This window comes from Caulobacter endophyticus (assembly GCF_029543245.1).
Classification (GTDB): Bacteria; Pseudomonadota; Alphaproteobacteria; order Caulobacterales; family Caulobacteraceae; genus Caulobacter; species Caulobacter endophyticus_A.
In genome coordinates, this window is sequence record NZ_JARQWV010000005.1 from 209,036 (window position 1) to 227,991 (window position 18,956).

11 protein-coding genes and 1 tRNA gene are annotated in these 18,956 nt (G+C 68.0%); 6 read left to right on the forward strand and 6 right to left on the reverse strand.

Annotated features, from left to right (window positions below):
* From P7A99_RS06940 to P7A99_RS06950, 3 genes are all read left to right on the forward strand, one after another.
* Entirely contained in the window at positions 1-252 is a 252-nt protein-coding gene (locus P7A99_RS06940; protein WP_198576559.1) for a GlsB/YeaQ/YmgE family stress response membrane protein, read from the forward strand.
* A complete protein-coding gene (locus P7A99_RS06945; protein WP_277793178.1) occupies positions 252-1,562 on the forward strand; it encodes a PQQ-dependent sugar dehydrogenase in 1,311 nt (436 codons plus the stop codon). The genes P7A99_RS06940 and P7A99_RS06945 overlap by 1 nt, the downstream gene beginning before the upstream one ends.
* 408 nt (positions 1,563-1,970) lie before the next feature.
* Positions 1,971-4,952, forward strand: a complete 2,982-nt coding sequence (locus P7A99_RS06950) for a TonB-dependent receptor plug domain-containing protein (protein WP_277793179.1) — start codon at positions 1,971-1,973, stop codon at positions 4,950-4,952.
* A 285-nt stretch (positions 4,953-5,237) separates the two neighbouring features.
* Here P7A99_RS06950 and typA read toward each other — a convergent pair whose 3' ends face one another.
* The 3 genes from typA to P7A99_RS06965 all read right to left on the reverse strand — a co-directional run bounded on the left by typA (position 5,238) and on the right by P7A99_RS06965 (position 10,003).
* Positions 5,238-7,073, reverse strand: a complete 1,836-nt coding sequence (typA, locus tag P7A99_RS06955) for a translational GTPase TypA (protein WP_277793180.1) — start codon at positions 7,071-7,073, stop codon at positions 5,238-5,240.
* 506 nt (positions 7,074-7,579) lie between these two features.
* Positions 7,580-9,022 (reverse strand): DUF1963 domain-containing protein, encoded by a 1,443-nt coding sequence (locus P7A99_RS06960; RefSeq protein ID WP_277793181.1) that lies wholly within the window; start codon positions 9,020-9,022, stop codon positions 7,580-7,582.
* Between the two features lie 48 nt (positions 9,023-9,070).
* Positions 9,071-10,003 carry an N-formylglutamate amidohydrolase gene (locus P7A99_RS06965; protein WP_277793182.1) on the reverse strand — a complete coding sequence of 311 codons (933 nt, stop codon included), beginning with the start codon at positions 10,001-10,003 and terminating at the stop codon, positions 9,071-9,073.
* A gap of 152 nt (positions 10,004-10,155) precedes the next feature.
* Between P7A99_RS06965 and cpdR the strand changes: the two genes are divergently transcribed.
* On the forward strand, positions 10,156-10,512 hold the full coding sequence (gene cpdR, locus P7A99_RS06970; RefSeq protein WP_058350243.1) for a cell cycle two-component system response regulator CpdR: 357 nt from the start codon (positions 10,156-10,158) through the stop codon (positions 10,510-10,512).
* 131 nt (positions 10,513-10,643) lie between these two features.
* Positions 10,644-10,718, forward strand: a tRNA-Val gene (locus P7A99_RS06975).
* 109 nt (positions 10,719-10,827) lie between these two features.
* Here the strand turns inward: P7A99_RS06975 and P7A99_RS06980 are convergent.
* Positions 10,828-11,946 carry an SMP-30/gluconolactonase/LRE family protein gene (locus P7A99_RS06980; RefSeq protein ID WP_277793183.1) on the reverse strand — a complete coding sequence of 373 codons (1,119 nt, stop codon included), beginning with the start codon at positions 11,944-11,946 and terminating at the stop codon, positions 10,828-10,830.
* A 293-nt stretch (positions 11,947-12,239) separates the two neighbouring features.
* Between P7A99_RS06980 and P7A99_RS06985 the strand changes: the two genes are divergently transcribed.
* On the forward strand, positions 12,240-13,916 hold the full coding sequence (locus P7A99_RS06985; RefSeq protein WP_277793184.1) for a S8 family peptidase: 1,677 nt from the start codon (positions 12,240-12,242) through the stop codon (positions 13,914-13,916).
* Here the strand turns inward: P7A99_RS06985 and P7A99_RS06990 are convergent.
* Both P7A99_RS06990 and P7A99_RS06995 read right to left on the reverse strand, forming a co-directional pair.
* Positions 13,898-17,092 carry an ATP-binding protein gene (locus tag P7A99_RS06990; protein ID WP_277793185.1) on the reverse strand — a complete coding sequence of 1,065 codons (3,195 nt, stop codon included), beginning with the start codon at positions 17,090-17,092 and terminating at the stop codon, positions 13,898-13,900. The two genes, P7A99_RS06985 and P7A99_RS06990, sit on opposite strands and share 19 nt — an antisense overlap.
* On the reverse strand, positions 17,082-18,950 hold the full coding sequence (locus tag P7A99_RS06995; RefSeq protein WP_277793186.1) for a trypsin-like serine peptidase: 1,869 nt from the start codon (positions 18,948-18,950) through the stop codon (positions 17,082-17,084). The genes P7A99_RS06990 and P7A99_RS06995 overlap by 11 nt, the downstream gene beginning before the upstream one ends.
* Positions 18,951-18,956 lie beyond the last annotated feature (6 nt).

The window sequence follows — 18,956 nt, forward strand, 5'->3', positions numbered from 1 at the left end:
ATGAACGGCGTGGGTTTCATCGGCGCGATCATCATCGGCATCTTCGCCGGCTGGCTGGCCGAGAAGATCATGAAACGCGACCACGGGCTGCTGACCAACCTGGTCGTGGGTCTCGTCGGTTCGCTGATCGGGGCGTTTCTGGCCAGCATGGTCGGCCTGGGCGCGACCGGCTGGATCGGCAGCCTGGTGATCTCGACGATCGGCGCGGTGGTGTTGCTGGCCCTGCTGGGCCTTTTCCGTCGACGCGCCTGATGCGGGTTCTTCTGGTCGCCGCCGCGAGCGCGGCGGTGTTGAGCCTGGCGGCCTGCGGCGAGCGGGCCGACCTCGACGTGGCCGCCGGCACCGGCGCCAATCCGCAGCTGCCGGCGCCCAAGAAGACGCTGCTGCCGACCCTGAACATCGCGCCGGCCAAGGGCTGGCCGGCGGGCGGCGCGCCCAATCCCGCCGAGGGCCTGGTCGTGCAGGCCTTTGCCGACAAGCTGGATCACCCCCGCTGGATCCACGTCCTGCCCAACGGCGACGTTCTGGTCGCCGAGACCAACGCCCCGCCCAAGCCCGAGGACCAGAAGGGCCTCCGGGCCAAGATCCAGGGCATGGTCATGAAGCGGGCCGGGGCGGTGACCAAGAGCGCCAACCGCATCACCCTGCTGCGCGACACCAACGGCGACGGCGTCGCCGACCTGCGCTCGACCTTCCTGTCGGGTTTGAACTCGCCGTTCGGCATGGCCCTGGTGGGCGACACCTTCTACGTGGCCGACACCGACGCGGTGCTGGCCTTCCCGTACAAGGAAGGCGAGACCGCCATCACCGCGCCGCGTCGACGGGTGACCGACCTGCCGGGCGGGCCGCGCAACCACCACTGGACGAAGGCGCTGATCGCCAGTCCGGACGGCGGGCGCCTCTATGCAACCGTCGGCTCCAACAGCAATGTCGCCGAGAACGGCATGGCCGAGGAGGAGGGCAGGGCCGCCATCTGGGAAATCGATGTCGCCACCGGCGCCAAGCGCCTGTTCGCAACCGGCCTGCGCAATCCCAACGGCATGGGCTGGGAGCCGACCTCCGGCGCCCTGTGGACTGTGGTCAACGAGCGCGACGAGATCGGCAGCGACCTTGTGCCCGACTACATGACCTCGGTGAAGGATGGCGGCTTTTACGGCTGGCCCTACAGCTATTACGGGCAGCACGTGGACGAGCGGGTCAAGCCGCCGCGGCCCGACCTGGTGGCCAGGGCCATCAAGCCCGACTACGCGCTGGGTCCGCACACCGCCTCGCTCGGCTTCACCTTCGACACCGCCTCGGCCTTCCCTGCGCCGCTGAAGGGCGGGGCGTTTATCGGCCAGCACGGCTCGTGGAACCGAAAGCCCCACAGCGGCTACAAGGTGATCTTCGTGCCTTTCGCCGGCGGCAAGCCGTCGGGGCCGCCTCGTGACGTGCTGACGGGCTTCCTCAACGCGGAAGGCGAGGCCCTGGGCCGGCCGGTAGGCGTCGAGTTCGACAAGCGCGGCGACCTGCTGGTGGCCGACGACGTCGGCAACATCATCTGGCGGGTCTCGCGACGCTGATCCGATTCATTCTGAACGCGGGCGGCGCCCAAAAGCCGGGCGTTCGCTCGCGCACCCTTCCCGCCGCCAACGGCGAGGCGTTGTCATTCACAACTTCAGTGATGAAAATCGTAACAACAGATATCGATGTATTTCTAAAGTGAATCTATAAAACTATTAAATAGAACACATGTCGTTCGGTTGGGAGATAACGACCGAACTGTGACGAACTAATGTCCTACCCATGATCTTCGGCGGCTAACTGTTGCTGTCGAGGGCGGCTTTGTTGGGAAATTTGGGTGAAAAGTCGACTTGAGGGGCGCGTTTGCGCTTCTTCCGCGGCTTCAGCGTCCTAAAGACCCCGGCAGGGCAGGAACTTCGCGAGGGGCGAAGTTTCCACGCAAACCTATCCATGGGGGCATATTCTAGATGCTTGATCGCAAGTTGCTGCTGGCCTCGTCGGTGATCGCCGGCCTGGGGCTGGCGCCCGTCGGCGCATGGGCGCAGGCCCAGACCCAGACGAAGTCCGACAAGGCCGCGGCCTCGAACACCGACGACGCCGCCGATGTCGAGGCCATCGTCGTGACCGGCTCGCGCATCAAGCGCAACGCCTACAACAGCGCCTCGCCGATCCAGGTGATCACCTCGGAGCAGAGCGAACTCGAGGGCCTGGTCAACACCACCGAGATCATCCAGAGCTCGTCGCTGGCCAGCGGCTCGTTCCAGGTGGCCGACGAGATGACGGGCTACAACGTCACCGGCGGTCCGGGCGTCAACACCATCTCGCTGCGCGGCCTGGGGGCCAACCGCACCCTGGTGCTGCTGAACGGCCGTCGCCTGACGCCGTCGGGCGTGCGCGGCACGGTCGGCCCGGTCGACCTGAACACCATTCCCAACGCCATGATCGACCGCGTCGAGATCCTCAAGGACGGCGCCTCGTCGATCTATGGCTCGGACGCCGTGGCTGGCGTCGTCAACTACATCACCAAGACCAACTATGACGGCGGCCGCGTGCGGGTGTACGGCAACGCGCCCTTCGCCAAGGGCGGCGGCGGCCAGGAGTATTCGGCCGAAGCTTCGTGGGGCAAGACCTTCGAACGCGGCTATCTCAGCGCCTCGGCCAGCTACTACAAGCAGATGGCCCTGCGTCGCGGCGACCGCGACTACACCTCCTGCTCGGCCGACAACTACTACAGCACGACCACGGGCGCGCGCGTCGACCTGACCGATCCGGCCACGGGCAGCTACAAGTGCTTCAACCAGATCAACAACGTCGCCTATACCAGCGGCTACGGCGGCTACTTCCAGTACATGCAGCCGGGCACGAGCTACTCGTACACCGGCAACACCGCGCCGAACTTCGTGGCCAGCAACGCCGCCTTCGCCAACCTGGCCCGCGTGGCGCGCGCCAACTATCCGGAGACCTACCGCGTCGCCAACTACGACTCGTCGGTCTGGCAGCGGGCCACGGTCATCAGCCCGGTCGAGCGCGCCAGCTTCTACGTGACCGGCGGCTATGACCTGGGCGCCGGCGTCGAGGCCTATGGCGAGCTGCTCTACAACCGCCGCAACTCCGAACAGAACGGCGCCCGCCAGCTGTTCCCGACCGTCAGCACCACCAACCCGAACAACATCTTCGGCGCGGCCGGCGGCACGGCCTATCCGGTCATCGCGGTGGCCTACGACTCGATCCAGAAGGTCGACTACTACCGGGGCCTGGGCGGCCTGCGCGGCGACTTCAAGTTCCTGGAAGGCTCCAAGCTGGGCTTCCTGAGCGGCTGGGACTGGGACGTCTACGGCCAGTACGGCAAGTCGGACGGGACCTATTCGGTCAGCTCGATCAACAGCGACGCGATCGCCGCCACCACCTCGGCGGGCTCGTACTGTAACCAGTCGCTGGTGACGATCTCGGGCGGCAGCTGCTCGACCCTGCCGACCGGCATCCCGTGGTTCAGCTCGCGCGTGCTGGCGGGCCAGTTCACCGACGCCGAAAAGGCCTTCCTGTTCGGCGTGGACGTCGGCCACACCACCTATGAGCAGTCGCTGGTCGAGGCCAGCTTCTCGGGCGAGCTGTTCAGCCTGCCGGCCGGCAAGGTCGGGGCCGCCTTCGGCTTCACCTGGCGTCACGACGACTTCGACGACAGCCCGGGCACGGCGTCGCTGAACAACAACAACTGGAACCTGACCCGCGCCGGCCACACCTTCGGCACCGACACCACCACCGAAGCCTTCGCCGAGATCGACGTGCCGATCCTGAAGGACCTGTTCCTGGTCAAGAGCCTGGATCTGCAGGTCTCGGGCCGTCACACCGAGGTCGACAGCTACGGCGACAGCGACACCTACAAGATCGGCCTGAACTGGCAGATCACCCCGACCTGGCGTCTGCGCATGAGCGACGGCACCTCGTTCCGCGCCCCGTCGCTGTACGAGCTCTACCTCGCCGACCAGACCGGCTACAGCGTCGCCGACCCCTGCATCCTCTACGGCAGCAGCGGCGCCAGCCAGACCATCGTCACCAACTGCGCCGCCCAGGGCGTGTCGGCCAGCCAGGCCAGCTACTCCACCCTGGTCACGGCCGGCGGCGGCAAGGGCATACTGAAGGCCGAGACCTCGGAGTCGAAGACCATCGGCGTGGTGTTCACCCCGAGCTTCATCAACCTGAAGGTCGCGGTCGACTACGCCGACATCGACATCAGCAACGAGATCACCCAGTTCGGCGCGGCCAAGATCGCTTCGCGCTGCTACGAGTCGGTGGGCCTCTCCAGCCCGTTCTGCCAGCTGGTGACGCGCGATCCGACCACGCACCAGCTGACTCTGGTCAAGAACGACTATGTCAACGTCGCCTCGCAGAAGAGCCGCGCGATCGACCTGACCACCGACTACCGCCACGACTTCGACAACGGCGGGCAGCTCTATTTCAACAGCCAGTTCAGCTGGCAGCTGCAGGACACCTCGAACCTGTTCGGCGAGACCGAGGAGGACGACTACAACGGCACGACCTACATCTACGACGGCCCGGACTTCTCCGGTAAGGCCAGCCTGTCGTACCGCAAGGGGCCGTGGACCTACACCTGGTCGTCGACCATCACCGGCAAGGCCTCGGACGCCGAAATCCTGGGCGACACCGTCGGCAGCGCCAAGTACGCCACCTCCACCAGCTACGACTACGTGGTCGGCTCGACCTACTACAAGTACGTCCACGTGAAGTACCACACCGAGTTCATGGCCTATCACAACGTCTCGGCCCGCAAGGTGATCGACGACAAGACGACCATGACCTTCGGCGTGCAGAACCTGTTCGACGAGGCCCCGCCCTCGATCTCGAGCAGCTATCGCGTCGGCAACTCGGAAGTCTGGGGCTACGAGCTGCGGGGCCGCCGCGGCTTCCTCAGCATCGAGCGCAGCTGGTAGGCGTATCCCGGTCTGAAAGCCGGAAAGGCCGTCGCCCTCGCGGGCGGCGGCCTTTTCTTTTGGGTTCAAGCTCCTCCCTCGCGAAGCGGGGGAGGTGGCGCGCTGCGGATACGCAGCGTGACGGAGGGGGCGAGTTCAAGCTCGGCGCCCAGTCTCGCCCCCTCCACCGGCTTCGCCGGTCCCCCTCCCCCGCGAGCGGGGGAGGAGCGGGCCTTCGCCCACGAAAAAGGCCGCCGACCCGGAAGGTCGGCGGCCCGTTTCAGATCCCGAAGGAGCCTGGGAAGACTAGTCTTCCTTGACGCGCTTCTTGCGGAACGACGGGTTCAGGGTCTGCTTGCGCAGACGGATGTTCTTCGGGGTCACTTCGACCAGTTCGTCTTCCTCGATGTAGGCGATGGCCTGTTCGAGGGTCATCTTGCGCGGCGGGGTCAGGCGGATCGACTCGTCCTTGCCCGAGGCGCGGACGTTGGTCAGCTGCTTGGCCTTCATCGGGTTGACGTCCATGTCATCCGAGCGGGCGTTTTCGCCGATGATCATGCCCTGATAGGTCTTCTCGCCGGCGCCGACGAACATGGTGCCGCGCTCTTCCAGGTTCCACAGCGCGTAGGCCGCGGTTTCACCGTCCGAGTTGCTGATAAGCACGCCCTTGCGCTGTTGGTCGATCGCGCCCTTGTAGGGCTCGTAGTGGCTGAACACGCGGTTCAGCACGCCCGAACCGCGCGTGTCGGTCAGGAACTCGCCCTGATAGCCGATCAGCGAGCGCGAAGGAGCGGTCAGCTGGATGCGGGTCTTGCCGGCGCCCGACGGACCCATGTCCTTCAGCTCGGCCTTACGCAGCGACAGCTTCTCGATGACGATGCCCGAGAACTCGTCGTCGACGTCGATCATGACGTCTTCCATCGGCTCGAGGCGCTTGCCGGTTTCCGGATCGGCCTGGAACACGACGCGCGGACGCGAGATCGAGACCTCGAAGCCTTCGCGGCGCATGTTTTCGATCAGCACGCCCAGCTGCAGTTCGCCGCGGCCAGAGACTTCGTAGGCGTCGCCTTCGGTGCTCTCGGTCACCCGGATGGCGACGTTGCTCTCGGCTTCCTTCAGCAGGCGGTCACGGATGACGCGCGACTGCACCTTGTCGCCTTCGCGACCGGCCAGCGGGCTGTCGTTGACCGAGACGGTCATCGAGATGGTCGGCGGGTCGATCGGCTGCGAGGGCAGGGCCTCGGTGACTTCCATGGCGCACAGGGTGTCGGCCACGGTCGCCTTGGACATGCCGGCGATGGCGACGATGTCGCCCGCTTCCGCGCCCTCGTCGATCGGCTGGCGCTTCAGGCCGCGGAAGGCCAGCACCTTGGTGATGCGGCCGCGCTCGATTTCCTTGCCGTTACGGTCCAGGGCGTGGATGGCCATGCCGGGGACGGCGCGGCCGCTCTCGATGCGGCCGGTCAGCAGGCGGCCCAGGAACGGGTCGCTTTCGATCAGCACGTTCAGGATCTGGAACGGCTCGTCGCGCTTGGCGATCTGCTTGGGTTCCGGCACGTGGCGGACGATCAGGTCGAACAGCGGGGCGAGGTTGTCGCTGGGCACGTTCATGTCCAGCGTGGCCCAGCCCGAACGGCCCGAAGCGTAGATGTGCGGGAAGTCCAGCTGCTCGTCCGTGGCGCCGATGGCGGCGAACAGGTCGAAGGCGGCGTTGTGGACGCGGTCCGGATCGGCGTGGGCGCGGTCGACCTTGTTGATGCAGAGGATCGGGCGCAGGCCCATCTTCAGCGCCTTGGTCAGCACGAACTTGGTCTGCGGCATGACGCCTTCTTCGGCGTCGATCAGCAGGACGCAGCCGTCCACCATGCCGAGGATCCGCTCGACCTCGCCGCCGAAGTCGGCGTGGCCGGGGGTGTCGATGATGTTGATGCGGGTTTCGCCCGCTTCACCGTTCCACAGGACGCTGGTGCACTTGGCCAGGATGGTGATGCCGCGTTCGCGCTCCTGGTCGTTGGAGTCCATGGCGCGTTCGGTCGTCGCCTCGTTGGCGCGGAACACGCCCGACTGGGCCAGCAGCTGGTCGACGAGGGTGGTCTTGCCATGATCGACGTGCGCGATGATGGCGATATTTCGCATGGACATGGGAGGACGGCGGGCTTTCGGAGAAAATCGGATGAGACGCTGCGCGCGTCAGGCGCGCGGCTTTTACGCGACTGCGCTGCGTTTATCCACCCCGCCCGTAAGGCGCCTTGTGTCGCGGTTACCGGTGTCAACTCGCAAACCCTTATTCCTACCGGGTTTGAGGTGGTTTCTGGCGGATGTCGTTTCTTAGGCAACTAATGCTGCAGCGCAGCAATGCCTATTTTGTGGTCAAGCTTGAAGATCGACGTTCTCCGATCCTTGCTGCGCAAAGGGTTGCTTCAGGTTGTCGCGGAAAATTCGACAACGTTGTCCAACTTTCCGCTTGCCCGATTTCGCAGCGCACCCTATAAGGAAGGTGTGAGGCGGCGCTGCCGCTTCTGCCCTTCCTGGGCGTTTCCTCCCTAATGAACTAGCCCGGCCTTACCGCCGGGCTTTTTTTTGGCCTGAGCCCGACGGGCCGCGAGTTTGCAGCACTTTGCGGCGGTTTGCGGGCGGGAGGGGGCCGTTCAGTTGGCCTCCAGGGTCGGGAACGCACGATCGAACCGGCCCCGCGCCAGGTCTTCCTGCGAGATCCAGAAGCTCAGCACGGCGCCGCCCGTCCAGGTGCGACTGGGCGTGTCGGCGAGCTGCATCAGCAGGACATGATCACGATACTGCTCGGCCGCTTCATGCACAGGCGCGCCATAGCCGAACATCTGGTCGAGGTTGGGCTGGTCCATCCAGTCCCAGCTCTGGCGCATCGCCTCGGGCAGCACCTCGAGCGGCGCGCCGTGCTCCAGCACCTGATAGGCGGAATAGCGGCTGTGCCATTCGTCTTTTCCAAGGAACTCAGGATAGAAGGCGAGGCGATATCCGCCGGTCTTCTCGCGCGGCATGGCCTCGACACGAGCGGTCACCGAGTCCGCCCAGGTGCGGAAGGCCTTGCGTTCGCCAGCGCTGAGCGGCGTGAAGCGGCGCAAGCTCCAGGTCGCGGCCTGCGCCCTGGCCTCCCGTTCCAGCTGTTCACGTAGGGCACGCCCCTCGGGCGCCCACTCAGGGCCGTCCTGCGCGGGCGTGTGCAATTCGGCGGGGATGCTGAGGGCGGCCGTTTCGGCGAACACGCCGGCCTGGGGCCAGGCGTCGGAGCCGGTTGGAGGCCAGGTCTTGGTGATGGTTCGCCAGTCGATCCCGCCATGTTCAGGCGACATGTAAACCGACGGCCCGATCCTGGGCTGGCCGCCCAGGGCCGCCTTCAGGTCTTCCTCGCGGAAGATCTTGATCAACTCCTGCGGTTGGTCGGGATAGAATGTGTTGCGATCGGCCGCCGCGTCGTAGCACTTGTGGGCCACCAGGCGCATCGGGGTCTTAAGGATGATGCTCGCCCTCGGGTCGCCCTTGGGAAAGGCGTCGTAGGGCCAGGCGTCTTCCCGCACCGGCCCCAGGTCCTTCGGCGGGGCGCGTTCGGGCCAGGGCTCGCGCCGCGCGGGCCTGTAGAGCACGGCCACCTGCTCGCGCTCTTCCATCAGGTAGTCGAGGGCGGCGAAGAACCACAGCGTGCCGGTTTTGGGCATGCCCGGCGGTCGCGCGGCGTCTGGAACTTCCGCAAGATCGACCTGGGCCAGGAAGGTCATGGGCTTGCGCGTCGACCGCTGGCGCGGCCAGTCCAGGCCGGCGGGCATGCGCGGCAGGCCGCCGAACCAGCTCCTGGCGTCGGCGGAGCGGGGGCCCGGCGCGTCTTCCAGCAGGGCGACTGCCTGGCGCGCGGTCCTGTCCAGGACCTTTCGGACCTCGGCGCGGTGCGCGGCCGTGGCGGCGATTTCCTGCGGCGTCGGCGGCTTGGGCGGCGGATACATTTCCTGGAGGTAGGCGGATTCCTCGGCCGTCAGCTGACGGGGCGCCGGATCCTGGCCGGCGGCGGGGCCGGTGGTCAGGGCGGTCACGAGCAGGCAGGCCAGGGCGAGGTTTTTCATCGCGCCGCCTTATCGTGAAGGTTGCGCCAGCGCCACCGTCCGTTGTGGTTACTTCAGCGCCGCCCAGTCGGTCTGCGCCAGCAGCGCCGTCAGCTGGTCCACGTGCGCGGCCAGCACCGCCAGGCCCTCGGTCGGCTCGCGCGTGGTCTCGTTCATATAGAGCGCGCGGTTGATCTCGACCTGCAGCGCGTGGGTGCGCCGGGCGGGACGGCCGTAGTGCTCGGTGGTGTAGCCGCCGGCATAGGGGCTGTTGCGGGCCACGCGATAGCCCATGCCTTCCAGGGCTTCCTCGACCAGCCTGGTCAAGCCCGGCGCGCAGGCCGCCCCGAAGCGGTCGCCCAGCACGATGTCGCAGGGGCCGCCGGCCCTGGCCCGGGTGCCGCGGGTGGCCGCCGCCGGCATCGAGTGCCAGTCGATCAGCACCGCCAGGCCGTGGGCGGCGCGGGCCTGGGCCAGCAGGCGGTTGAGCATGTCGTGATAGGGGCGGTGGCCGTACTCGACGCGGGCCGTGGCCTCCTCGAAGGTCAGCTTGCGCTCGTAGATCGGCCGGCCGTCGGCGATGCGGGCGATCGCCCCCAGGCCGGCGGCGACGCGCGCGGTGCGGCCGCGGGCGAACTCTGGCAGGGCGTCGTCCTCGAACATCGCCGGATCCAGTTCCCACGGGTCGCGGTTGAGGTCGATATAGGATCTGGCCAGGCGCGAGCGGATGGTCGCCACGCCCCGGGCCGGCGCCCCGGCGATCAGCCGATCGACGAAGGCGTCCTCCGAGCCCTTCAGCACCGACTCGGGCAGACGGGCGGCGGCCATCATCTCGGGTGGATACAGCGCACCTGAATGCGGCGAGGCGAACACCACGGGCGTCGGCGGGCGCGACCCTTCCGGCGCGGCCCGCACGGCCTCGAACGCCGGTTCGCGCCCGGGCGCGGCGCCGCCGGCCTGGGCGGAGGCCGTTTCCGGCGTGATCGGGTCCCATGCGTTCATGCGTCACATAGTCGAGGGCGGCGGGCTTGCGGTCAAATGGCCTCGCGCCCCGTCGTATCTGTGGACGGACCGCGCAGGTTCACCGGCGATTTACCGTCCTGGACCTAGATTCGGCTTTCCAGAGATGAAGACTTAACGGACACGTAAGCGACATGGCCCGCATCCTCCTCGCCGAAGACGACGACTCGCTGCGCGGCTTCCTCGCCCGGGCCCTGGAGCGGGCCGGCTTCGAAGTCACCGCCTGCGCCGACGGCGAAGAGGCGGTCAGCCACCTCGAGCACCCGTGGGACCTGCTGCTGACCGACATCGTCATGCCCGGCATGGACGGCATCGAAGTGGCGCGCCAGGCCGCCGCCCGCGACCCGGCCCTGCGCATCATGTTCATCACCGGTTTCGCCGCCGTGGCCCTGTCGGCCCAGGACCGTGCACCGGCCGGCGCCAAGGTGCTGTCCAAGCCTGTCCACCTGCGCGACCTCGTCTCCGAGGTCGAAAAGATGATGGCCGCGTAAGGCTCCACACCTTTCGGAAAACTTCTCCGAAAAAGTTTCAAAGGCGGCTTGCGCCCCGGCCAAGCCGCCGCTATACCCCCACACCTTCCCGGCCGGGACGCCTTCACGAAGGCGCTTCGGATCGCTTCGGCGGACGCGTAGCTCAGCGGGAGAGCACTACGTTGACATCGTAGGGGTCACAGGTTCAATCCCTGTCGCGTCCACCATCCCTTCCTCTCTCAGAATTGCTGATCGTCGCGCGCTTGATCGCGCCGAGCCTGATTTCGGCTGGTCTGAGGTTCTCCAAATACATCTCCTGAGCGCCGACGTCCCGGTTCAGCCTGGGCAGCGCCAGGCGCCCTGATAGATCGAGCCGAGCAGGACGCCGCCCGGTCCCGGTACGCCCACGGAAACCGCAGACGGCCCGCCATCCTTCTTCAGCGCCGCCTTGGTGCTTCCATAGACAAGCGTCGCGGCGGGAGCTCGCTGAGCGAGGTCATATCGCAGCACCCGGCCGGGGGAGGGCGGGTGCTTGGGCTTGCGTTTCTTCCAACTGACGGCGTGGCCGCGGAAGTCCCAGACGTGGTCATGGGCCGTGACCCAGAGCCAGCGGCCGTCCTGCAGGTGCAGGTTGTCGGGCATCCTAGGGGCGGCAAGGCGACCGGCGGGCGCCAGGGTGGCGTCGTCGCGTACGGTGAATATCCGCACCTGGCTGCGGGTCAGTTCGCTGACATAGACCGTCTTGCCGTCGGGGGCGATCGCGACGCCGTTGGGAAAGGCCGCGCGGGCGGCCGTCTTGGTCGTGCGGGTCGCGAGGTCGACGTGAACGACCCTGGCGGTGCGCGCCGCGATGCCGTCCTCAATGATCTCCAGGGGGCCGGGCATCCAGCCTCGCCAGGGCGCGGCGTGATCGTTGGTCGCGTAGAAGGCCTTGGGCCCGGCGACCGCGATGTCGTTCGGGCGCTTGAGGTCCTTGTACGAGCCGCTTTCGGCCTCCGACCAGGTCAGTCGTCCGTCGGGACCCACGTCGAACACCTCTATGCGGGAGGGCGCCTTGTCGTTGTGATTGATCACGAAGAGGCGCGCGTCGCCGCCGTTCGCCGGGCGATAGAGGTCCAGGCCGTGCGGCGAGAACGGGACCGACATGGCCGGGGTGACGTTCTGCGGCGTCAGCTCGCCGTTTGCGGCGGGGACAAGCCTGTAGATCGCGCCGGGGCCCGTCGCGCCGCGCACCGCGCCGGCCCAGTCGGCGGCCGACAGGTAGAAGGCGCCGCTCGCCGGATCCTGATCGATGTCCTCGACGCCCAGACCCTGTCCGCCATCAGGCAGGGGGATCGACCTGCAAGGGTCATGGGTCTTGATCGCGACACGGGGCGAGACGGAGGTGTTCCAGGCCCCGCACGCCGAAAGGGTCATGGCCGCCATCAGCAAGGCGCCTGCGCCGATCCTCCGCATCTTCCTTCCCTCCGCTCCCCTGTCTGGCCCGCCGCGTTCCGCTATCCGCCCTTGCCGCTCGCCGTTAGAGCCCGGCCGTGCGCAGGTGTCCGAGGAGCTTGCGGGGGCGGGTGAAGCAGCCGTCCAAAACGCGTCGCATCGCGAACGCCGCCGAGGAAATACAGCCTCAAGCCACATTATGGTCAAGCTGCCCGCAATGGGTGTTTTTCCCGCCGCGTAGCGATTGCATGCGTCATGAACACAACCAATAATCGTGCCCGTCGGCCCGACGGGGCCGCGACTAGGGGGCGATCATGAGCAACACATCCGACATCCTCGATATCTGGGCCAAGTTCGGCGGCCCTGGCCCGGACGGGCAGGCGGAATTCTCGCTGGTCACGCACGACGCGACGACGGCCGAAGACCTGCAAGCCCGGATCGCGGCGGTGGTTCAGGACCGGCCGTTCGAGGTGCGCGAGGCCTTTACCGGCCTGCTGGCCGAAGAAACGGGTCACCGCTTCTGGATCCTGGCCTTCCCGGACCTGGACGCCGCCCGGGGCGAGGACCTTGCCTTCGAGGCCGCCCGGCAGCTGCAAGCCGATCTGGGCGTCCAGTCGGTGCGTCCGGTGATGATCGACTCGCTGGTCGGCGAGGCCATGGTCGCCCGTTCGCTGGGCCTGGAAGGCGTGCTCGACTGCTCCGACGACAACTGGGGGCCCGAGGCGCGCGGCTGGGCGCCGCGGGGGCTGGGCGTGCTGGAGGCCTGGAAGCACACCAAGGGCCAGGGCGTGACGATCGCCTCGATCGACACCGGCTACAGCAGCCACGTCGAACTGGCCGACGTGATCAGCGACAAGCAGCAGCTGAACCTTGTCGAGGGCGGGCACGACGCCAAGGACCGGTTCTCGACGGACGTCCTGCTGCCCAATCCGGGCCACGGCACCCTGGTGGCCAGCGTGGTCGCCAGCCGCGGCGGCATCGACGAGGCCACGGGAAACACCACCGGCCCCGGCGAGGTGACCGGCTCGGCCCCGCAGGCCAAGATCCTGCCCATCCGGGCCATCCGCTCGGTGGTGGACATCCGCCAGTCCCGCATTCCCGCGGCGATCGAGCACGCGATCGCCCAGGAGTGCGACGTCATCGTCATGGCGCTCGGCAGCGCCTTTCCGATCGAGCCGGTCGAGGTGGCGCTGCGCGCCGCGACCCAGCGCGGCGTCGTGGTGGTGTGCGCGGCGGGCAACTGCGTGGGCCAGGTGGTGTTTCCCGCCCGCTTCGCGCCGCAGGGGCTGTGCGCCGCCATCGCCGCGGTCGACCATGGCTATGCGCCCTGGAAGCGCACCTCGAAGGGCAAGGCCGTGACCGTAAGCGCCTTCGGCGAAGCGGTCTGGGGGGCGCGCAAGAACAGCGCTCAGGGCAGCGACACCCATGTCGACCGTTCGCAGGGCACGACCCTGGCCACCTCGCTAACCGGCGGCGTGGCGGCGCTGTGGATCGCCCACCACGGCGGTCGCCAGGCCCTGCTCGCCAAGGCCCGGGCCGCCGGCGTGACGGTGCAGAAGCTGTTCAATGAAGTCCTGCGCGCCAGCGCCTACAAGCCGCCGGGCTGGGGAGACGGCCTGGGGGCGGGCCTGGTCAACGCCGGCCGCCTGCTGGCCTTTCCGCTGACCTCGACGCTGGAAAGCGTGCTGATCGACGTGCCCCTGGACGAACAGCACGTCACGCCGCTCAAGCAGTATCTGGCGGCGAATCTGGACGAGACCGCATCCGTGGCGGGGCTCGAAGCGGCGGGTCTGGACGAAAGCCTGGCCGCCGAGGCTCTCTGGCGCAGCTATCTCGCCGTGGCCAAGACCCGCGCCGAGGCTTTCCGCGGAGCGAGCCTGGAGCAAGGCGCGCTCGAGAGCGTCGGGGCAGGTGGGCCGAAGGCCTCGCCGCGCCTGAGCGCGGCCCTGGCCGGCCGGCCGCATCTGGCCGATCAGATTGGCTCTCTCTGATCCAGGCTGAGCTGCGCCGGGGGCGGAGGTCCCCGGCGCAGTTCGTACCAGGACAGATAGGCGTCGCAGATCGGTCGCAGCGCGTGGTGGCCGCATACGGCGGGATCGGTCAGGAGGCGCGGCAGGGCGTCGGCCCGGTCCAGGAACTCGACGACGCGCCCCCACGGCCAGCGCCAGGTTTCGCCCCGGCGCGGGTACAGCGTCCCGAGCACGAAGTCGCTGGGTAGGGGGTCCAGAGCTCGTCGCAGGGCGTCGCTGAACACCCCGAGCGACAGGCTGTCCTTGAAGGTCTTCGAGAATGCCAGCCGCAGGGGCAGGCGCCACTCCGGGTCCAGGCCGCGGTCGGACGGCAGCACGCGCAGGGTTTCGGTCGGACTGTTGCGGGGAATGCTTCGAACCAAGGTCTCGGCGAAGCGATTGGCCCAGTGCCCCAGCAGGATCGTCGAACTCGTCCGTTCGGGATCGGCTAGGGCCATTTCGGACGTGAGCCTGTCGGTGAAATGATCGATCGCCTGGGACGAGTAGCCGTGGCCGGTCAGGGATTCAGAGACCGCTTTCAACCACCTTGTCGACGGACGAAAGGCTCCATTGAGCACCTTCAGGACGTCGATGTGCCGCCCGAGCGGCAAGCGTGCGCCGAGGGCGCGCAACTGCCACAGGTCGTTGGCCGTGATCGGTCCTCGCAGGTCGCCCGGATCGAGGCTGCGCAGTTCGAAGCGGCGATCGAATGAGAATACTGGCAGGAACGCCGGCGTCGGCAGCAGCGACAGGAAGTAGGCGTTTTCGATCTGGGCGCTTTCGACCACGCGGTCCTGGATTGCGCGACGGCTCTCGTCGATCGCGTTCCATAGCCGTTCGCAGCGTTCGTCCCGCACCGCCGGGTTGGGCGAAACATGGGTCAGCAGCACGTGGTACTTCAATCGCTTCAGGGGCTGAGCCGGCGGGTCGAAGATCCAGTCGTCCCACACCAGTCCCTGGAACGCGGCCTGGCAGCGCCAGTCTCCGACGGGCTCTCCCACGCCGTGGCGACGCCACAGGCTTAGCGCGCTCTTGGGAGAGCCGCGGGCGACCAGCCCTTCAGCCCGGGCGTTGGCCCACCGACCGCGGAGCGGTTGCGGCAGCGCGCAGGCTTGCTTTTCCGACAGGGGCAGGCCCAGCACCAGCCGCACCTGGGCGGCGACGCTGGGTTCGAAATCATCCAGGTCGGGCGTCAATCGCGCCAGGTGGTCGGCGGAGAAGACGTAGGAGTCGAGGATGTCGTTGCGTCCCATCAACGCCAGGCGATGATAGGTGGCCTCCAGCCTGGCGTCTTCGCCGGGCTGGCCTCGCCACCACTCGGCGGCGCGGGCGTGGACAGCGCGCAGACATTTGTACTGCGCCTTGTCCTTGCGCATGTAGTCCAGCATGGCGGCGCGGATCTGCGGACGATGCCGCAGCACCTCTCCTCTCCGCTCGACCAGCCAGACCTCGTCGCCGAGCTGCTTCAGCAGGGTTTTGGCCTTGCTGTCGGAAACATCGCCCAGCTTGCAGGGCTCGGCGAGCACCTCCTGGATCAGGACCGGCGTCACCTGTCGCAGCGCCAGTCCCGGATAGGCCAGCTTGCGCGCATCCGGATCTGCGATGTGGTTGAGGAAGCGCTGGTAGAGCACCCCTAGAACCAGGTTGCGGTCCATGCCGGAAAACGCTTCGGCTTCGTCGTTGAGAAAGCCGGCCCGGCGACCGGGCGGAAGGCTGGTGTAATAGTGGGCGGCCAGTTTCAGGACCAGGGGATTGCCCCCGACCGCCCGCTGGATCCTGACCGCGACCTTGGCTGGAAGCTTCATGCCGCGCAGGAAGCGGCGGGCGTCGGCGGCGGGCAGATCGCCCAGGGTGATGGCGGGCCGCCAGAACTCGAAACCCTTAAGGTTCCTGGGCGTGCGGCCGCTGACGATCACCCCGACCGCCAGGTCCAGCAGGGGTCCGATTTCGCGGATCCAGTTCACGATCCGCGTCAGGGGCGCGTCAGCTTCCAGCCCTCCGCCGTCACGTTCCCATTCCTCGAAGGTGTCGAGCACCAGGATCAGAGTCCGGTTCGGCAGCCCCTTGTCGAGCAGGACATCCGCCATCTGATCGTTGAAGGACCAGCTTCTACGGTCCGAGATATCGGCGGCCGATTCCAGCGTGACGGTCTCGCCGCGCTTCGTCTGCTGGCGACGCGACCGTTCACGCAAGCGCGCCAGGCTGTCGGCCAGATGCGGCGCGTAGAGGCCGATCTGGCGGCTGAGCTCGAACGACAGCTCCAGCTCACCGCCCTCGATCAGCAGGCGCCGGTCGAAGTCCATCGTCACGAACATCGGCGAGCGACCGGTGGACGCGAAGGCCTCCACAAGGCGCGGCCGTAGGGCCGCCGCCAGCAGTGTGGACTTGCCCGCCCCGCCGATCCCGTCGATCGACAGGATCGGGATGCGCTTGGCGTTCGGCGTCGCGTCGACGAAGCGGTGGATCTCCGCGATCTCGGCCTCCCGGCCATGGAACCCCGCGCTCAGCAGATGATCGTAGCCTTCCAGGGCCGCCTGGATGGCGATGCGGCGCTGGGCGACGGCCAGCAAGGCCTGCGGGTCGAAGGCGCGCGAGCGGGCCCAGCTCAGGGCCTGGGCCCAGGCCTCGGCGAGGCGGGCCGGGGCGCCGGCGAGAATGTCGGCCAGAACCTGGGGAGACGGCGCCTCTCCGCCGATCAGCTGGCGAAGGATCGCCTCGGCCTCGCTGGCCGGCGGCAGGCGCTTGGTCAGCCGCTGCAGCGAGAGGCGGCGGGATTCCGCATCGCCTTGCGCCAGCACGCCGAGCGCCAGGAAACGGCGGTCGGCTCGCAGCGTCCACAGCCAGCGCCGATCGCGGCTGGAACGGTCGAAGCGCGTCGCCAGGGCCTCCAGCTCGACGGGCGAGCCGCCGAGCGCCTCGGCGATTTCCTTCAGGAGCTGGGGCGCTATCGGGCCGGTCAGCGCCGCGATCGTCTCGATCTCCAGGACCTCCGCGCCGTCCGGTCCGGCCGGCGCCTGGCTGGGCGCGTGGTCGATCTCCGCGGCCCGGGCGCGCCGCTCGGCCTCGGGCCGGACGGCCCAGGCTTCGGAGAGCGCCTTGCGCAGCACGTCCAGAGCCGTGGCCTGCGGGTCGGGCGCCGCTGCGGATTCACGGCTCATGGCGTTCGTCCTTGGCCAGAGCCAGCTTCACCATCGGCGCCATCGAGCCGAGAACGGTTCGCGCCCGCTCGACCGCGGTCGGATAGTCGCCCGGCCCGCCCAACATCGACACCGCGCTCTTGAGGAGGTTGGCCACATCCGGCGACATGGGCGCCTCTGGAGGCGCCAGGCACAGCCAGACGTGGTCGGCGATATCCTGGGCCGATGGTCCAGACGCCAGATCCTCGACGCACGCCGTGCGGCCGGGGCCCACCTGGACCGCGCCCTGCCAGCCGGCCAGCACCAGGCGCAGGTTGGGCGCGGTGGGCGAGGCGCAGATCAGGGCCTCGACCAGCTGCTGCACAGGACCTGAAAGCGGCAGGTTGCTCTGCTTGAAACCGTCCAGGAAAATCCACAGCGGGCTTCCCGCGGCCACGCGCTCCAGTTCCGCCAGCAGGGTGGGGACCAGGCCGTTGCGCAGGCCCCGCGCCAGGGTGGTCAGGCCGTCCGGGGCGGTCGCGTGCGGGTCCAGCTGCACCCCGACCCCGCCGAGGACGAGTTCGGCGAACGCCACGGCGTCGTCGGCCTGCACGTTCTGCATCTCGAAAACCACCAGCCGTTGCCCCGCCTGCACCGCCAGGGACCTCAGCAGCAGCCGTGTGAAGGTCTTTCCCGCGTGGTCGGGACCTCTGATGACGAAGACCTGATCCTCGTCGGCGCGGGTCATGGACGCCCAGAAGCTTCTCTGGATGTCCCGCCGCCCCAGCACGGGCCTCGTCAGGCCGTCGATCTCCAGGACCTCGCGCAGATAGGGCGTTTCGTCGTCTTCGTTCGCGGCGGCCGCCAGATCGTCCAGCCATCTGTGTACGGGCACGGCGCGATTGATCTGGTCGGCTTTGGCGATGTCGTCGCTGCCGCCCTGATGAAGGGCCACGATCCGCCAGTTCTGGTCGAAACAGGGCGCGCCCGACGAGCCGCCGTCGGTGTTGGCGTCATGCAGGAGGCGCAAGGTGGTCGGATCGCCGAGCGCTTTCTTGGCCGCGCCGACCGACCACAGCAGGGGCATGGCCGCCAGGCCGTGGGTGGCGGGATGGTGCAGGATGTGGATGCCGAACTGCGGCGCGGGCGTGGGATGCTCGTAGATCTTCGCGCCCGACTGGCCCTGGCGCGGCGGGTTCATCAGATGGATCAGGGCCCAGTCCCAAGGCCCCTTCTCGTCGAGCCCCTCGATGCCGTCGATCTCGGCGCCGAGGCCGTCGGCGCGCCCCTGGGGGCTGTAGCGCCTAAGCCAGCGCGAGCGCAGCCGGGCAGGAACGGGCCGGGGCGCTTCCTCTTCGGAATCCGGATCGGTGAAGGTCAGCCGCAGGCGGTCCAGCGAGCCTTCGATTTCCTTGCTGTCCTGAACCAGAGGGGCGATCACATGGGCGGCGGTGGCCACCAGGGTGGGGGCGATCAGCACGCCGGTGCCCTTGTGCTGACCGTCGATCGTGATCGTGCAGACGTGGTCGCAGGCCTCGGCCGCCGCGCGCAGGGTGGCGTGCGCGAACTGGCTTGGCCAGGCGGGATTGACGTAGCGCTGGGGCTGCAAGCCGCCGGTGTAGAACTGCGCGGCCAGCTCGTCGAAGCCGTCCTTCAGCAGGCCGCGCGCCTCGAGCCTCGTGGCGAACTTGCGCAGCCGCCCCCTGGCGATCGTCACCCCCAGGGCCTCGGCGAGGAAGCCGCGCACGTCGATCGCGCCGGTGTCGGCGCGCAGTTGAAACCCGAACTCCACGCGGAAGAGTTCCCAGACGCCCTGGATCTGCGCCCAATCAGGCGCGATGAGGTCGATCAGCTTATCGATCTGGGTCGAAGAGGCCGTCGGTGGGGACGCATCGTCCATGCCTGG